The sequence below is a fragment of the Sphaerisporangium aureirubrum genome, from assembly GCF_042658925.1.
GTDB classification, from domain to species: Bacteria; Actinomycetota; Actinomycetes; order Streptosporangiales; family Streptosporangiaceae; genus Sphaerisporangium; species Sphaerisporangium aureirubrum.
In genome coordinates, this window is sequence record NZ_JBHSRF010000167.1 from 1 (window position 1) to 3872 (window position 3872).

Annotated in this window: 5 protein-coding genes; all 5 read right to left on the reverse strand. The window is 71.0% G+C overall.

The features are described 5' to 3' along the window. On the reverse strand, nt 1-303 hold a 303-nt coding region (locus ACFP1K_RS40895; protein WP_380763953.1), incomplete at its 3' end, for a hypothetical protein. Between the two features lie 795 nt (nt 304-1098). Continuing rightward, nucleotides 1099-1290 carry a hypothetical protein gene (locus ACFP1K_RS40900; protein ID WP_380763955.1) on the reverse strand — a complete coding sequence of 64 codons (192 nt, stop codon included), beginning with the start codon at nt 1288-1290 and terminating at the stop codon, nt 1099-1101. Between the two features lie 2 nt (nt 1291-1292). Beyond that, nucleotides 1293-2285, reverse strand: a complete 993-nt coding sequence (locus tag ACFP1K_RS40905; RefSeq protein WP_380763957.1) for a hypothetical protein — start codon at nt 2283-2285, stop codon at nt 1293-1295. 3 nt (nt 2286-2288) lie between these two features. Further along, the gene (locus ACFP1K_RS40910; RefSeq protein ID WP_380763959.1) at nt 2289-3116 is read right to left on the reverse strand and encodes a hypothetical protein; all 828 of its coding nucleotides are present in this window, start codon (nt 3114-3116) and stop codon (nt 2289-2291) included. A 381-nt stretch (nt 3117-3497) separates the two neighbouring features. Continuing rightward, nucleotides 3498-3872: hypothetical protein (locus ACFP1K_RS40915; protein ID WP_380763961.1), on the reverse strand; the 375-nt coding region annotated here is incomplete at its 5' end.

A 3872-nucleotide genomic window follows, 5' to 3' on the forward strand; every position in this document is an offset into this window, starting at 1 on the left:
CCCCGCGTTCCCGCGCCCCGCGTTCCCGCGCCCCGCGTTCCCGCGCCCCGCGTTCCCGCGCCCCGCGTTCCCGCGCCCCGCGTTCCCGCGCCCCGCGTTCCCGCGCCCCGCGTTCCCGCGCCCCGCGTTCCCGCGCCCCGCGTTCCCGCGCCCCGCGTTCCCGCGCCCCGCGTTCCCGCGCCCCGCGTTCCCGCGCCCCGCGTTCCCGCGCCCCGCGTTCCCGCGCCCCGCGTTCCCGCGCCCCGCGTTCCCGCGCCCCGCGCCCCGCGTCGGCCCCCGCCCACCCCCGTGCCGTAGGCCCATGCCTCACATTCCGGCGCCGACGCGGCGAGACGCGGTACGGCGAATCCGGCGCCGCCGTACGGCGGGAAACCCGTGAATGTTGGCCGCCGCGGAAATGGTCCTTGCGACGGACGCGCTCCGCGCGGATGCCGCAAGGGCTGTGTTCGAGCGGGGGGCACCCCCGCACCCCCGAGCCTGCCGGCCCGTCCCGTTCCCGCCGGCTTGACTCCACCGCTCCAAATACCAGCCGTTTACCCTGCGTGCCGCTCTGCGCCGCATCCCGCCCATACCCAGCACGGCTATTCCGGCACCGGGCCTGCAGAACGCCGTACGGCGGGAAACCCGCTACGCGTCGTCAGAACCAAGACCACTAACGTCAACGGGCCGCCAACGACCGCAAAGCCTTCTCCAACTGGAGCGGACCCACCCCGCTGGCGATTCACACCGCGTCGACTAGACCCACCCGTTTTCACGGGCTATCCATCACCTGCACGTAAGCGTTTCTCAAAAGGCGAGTGCCCGTAAGCCTGCCTGCACCAGCAGAGCGAACACGGCGCCGCCATACGCCAGCCGGTCGGCCTGGTATCCGTCCCCTTCCCGGCCGATCTCTTCCCCGTGGTCGGCCGGGCACGACCATGGCCCGCAGCGCGAACGCACCGAAACCCCCCAACTGGGCCAGACAAACCCAGACCCACACGACGCGCCACCCCCGGACAGACAAATGGAAAGGGCGCCGTCGCGGGGGACGACGGCGCCCTCTCTCTCGCCGTGCGGGCTCGAGGCCCGGAAGAGCCCGCACGGAGTCCTCACATCAGGTCAGCGCCGGGCGCGCCGGTATCCACGCCAGTTCCCGCCGCCCACCGAGGACGTCCCGATCCCGGCCTGATGCAGCGCGAGCAGGCACAGCCCCAGCGCCAGCAGCGCCGTGGTGGAGATCCCGATACTGGTCCCGATGAGGGTGAACAGGAAGGCGATGCCGAAGACGATCGCCGCCGCGATGGCCAGCATATTTACCTCGCAAAGGGTCGGGCCGAACGGTCATCCGCTCCGGCCGGGTAGTTGGTCAGAACCACAAGCTCATCCAGCAGGGACCGGTACTCCCGCAGCGTGACCCGGAGCCGTTCGGTGTCCCCCTGGTCGGCGTCCTTCCAGCGGTCGGTCAGCTCCTGCTTGCGCCGGACCACCGCGCTGACGGCCTCGTCCACCAGCTCGTCGGCCTGCCGCACGGCATCCCGCGGGTCGTCCACGAACCCCGCCTGCACTTCCCGCCACCGCTGCCGGAAGTCGGTCCCGGTCTCCGCGGCGGACGGCGTGGCAGGCGTAGGCGGAACGACGTCCGGGGCGTCCCCGCCGACAGGAGCCAGAACGGGCTCCGTCTCCGGGATCTCCGCCGCCGGCGCCGACAGATCATCAGGATCCGGCAGGTCCGACTTCTCCGGATAAACGATCAGATCAGCGGGCTGTCCCGTCGCGGCCGTCCGCTCAAAGCGGTCGGCCTCTTCCGGGCCATGCTCGGGATCGGGCTCAGAAGCCTCGTCCCGCCCGGCGACCAGCAGATCCCCGTCGTGATCCGGGTTGTACACGGGCCCAGGCCCATCCACAGGCCCAGCACCGTCGCCGACCCCGGCGTCCCCGTGAAGGTCTCCGTCGTGGTGCCCCTCGTCTCCAGGACGATCCGCACTCACCCCGGCGACAGGCTCCTTCTCGCCGGTCTCGTCGTCCACACGGCTCACCGCGCCACCCTCGTCCTCCAGTCGGTCGCTCTCCTCCCGCACCCGGGCCTTCTCCTCGTCATCGACCGGACCAGACACGTAATCCCGGTTCCCCAGCCGATCGAAGTCACCGCTCCCGACAGGCCCTGTCGTCTCTTCTCTGTCCTTCACCCCAGCGTTCCCTTCCCTCTCCTCGCCCCCGGCGGCGGCCTCCCAGCCACCCACCGCGGAGTCGTTCTCGTCCCGTCCGTCCGTCGTATGCGAGGGATCACGGCGGTAAGGCTCCATCACCGTTCAGCCCCTCTCGGAGTCGAGACCAGAAGCCCGGTCATCGCCCGCCCGCACCTCGGACGTCGCCGCACGCTGCTCCCTGGCCCGCTCGGCCGCGACATCCGGCCGGACGTCGTCCCGCCGCACCGCACCCTCGTCCAGCGCGGCACCTTCGTCCCGGGTGGCACTCCCCGTCTCGGCGTGCTCGTGCCGCAGGGCGGCCTCACGATCGAGATCCTCCCGCCGCGCCGCGGCCTCGGAATCCACGGCCACGTCGTCCTTCCGCACGCCCGCGGGCTGCCCGGTGCCGTTGACATGCCCGGTCTCGACCCCCAGCAGCTCCTCGAACAGCGCGCGGTAGTGCACCATCGCCTGCCGCAGCTCCTCGGTCGAGGCCTCCTGCCGCGCCGCACGCCGGCTGATCTCATGCGCCGTGCGGTAGTGGTCCAGCGTCGCTCCATGCGCGACCGACAGATCGGACACCTGCTGCTCGAACCCCTCGGTCGGATACCCCCGGTCCGCCATGACGGACGTGACCAGATGATCGGCCTCGGTGACCGCGAACCCAGGCGCGTCCACGAACCGCTCCTGCACCTCGGTCCACTTCTTCGCGTACGTGGAGCGCGTCTCCGGCGCCAGCTCCGTGATGTTCAGCTGCGCGTGCCGCTGCTCCCGCTCCCGCAGGTCCTGCTCCGCTTCTCGACGGCTCTCACGTTCCCGAACCGTCCGCTCATATTCCGGCCCGAACCGCTCCTGCAGCCGCCGCCGACGCTGCTGCTGCCCCGCGAAGTATCCGACCGCGACGATCGCCACCACCGCGGCAACAACGACGGCCACCCAAGTGATGGTCATGTCTGCCTCCGGTCAAGTCGTGCTCCGTAACCAAGCCCCGACTGCCCGAGAACCCACCTCCAAAACAGAACAAACGCACAATCCCCATCCGCAGCCAGTTACCGCCAGGACGGACGTAGCAGTTTCCCCCTCCTCGCCCAAGCAGGCCGTAAACACGCGAACCACAAAGGAGCGAAGCGGCTGCGCCCTCAGGTCTCGCCCCCCGGCTCAGCTCTCGCCGCCCCCCGGGCTCAGCTCTCGCCGCCCCCCGGGCTCAGCTCTCGCCGCCCCCCGGGCTCAGCTCTCGCCGCCCCTCGGCCAGCTCCCGCCAACATCCCGGCCATCGCCGCGAGTCCCCCGGTGCTCCCGCCTACCCCCGGCTCAGCTCCCGCTGACCCCGGCTCAGGTCTCGCCGCTTCCCGCCTCCCGGCGCGACAGCACGACCAGCGCCTCGTTCAGCACACCCTCCACATGAGACACCCCCACCACCGGCGTCTCAAAGAACCCCGTCTCCGCGTCGTACCCAATGTCCAACCCCTCTTCCACCAACCTCCGCCCCCACCGCACCGCCGTATTGATCTTCACCTGCGGCACCTCACCCCCCTGAGCCACCGCCGAGAGATTCCGCAGATTGGTAGCCGCCCCCGACTGGTTATGAGCCCGGTTCAACTTCCACGGCAACGCCCGCCCATGATCAAGCATCGGCTTGGCAAGCCCCGCCCCCCGCTTGGCCTGCAACACCCCCGACTCCGAAACCCCGAAGTGCGCCGCCAACTG

Bases quoted from the DNA above. Each gene is read 5' to 3' on its own strand.
- ACFP1K_RS40900 (WP_380763955.1), bottom strand. From the start codon at position 1,290: ATGCTGGCCATCGCGGCGGCGATCGTCTTCGGCATCGCCTTCCTGTTC.
- ACFP1K_RS40910 (WP_380763959.1), bottom strand. From the start codon at position 3,116: ATGACCATCACTTGGGTGGCCGTCGTTGTTGCCGCGGTGGTGGCGATC.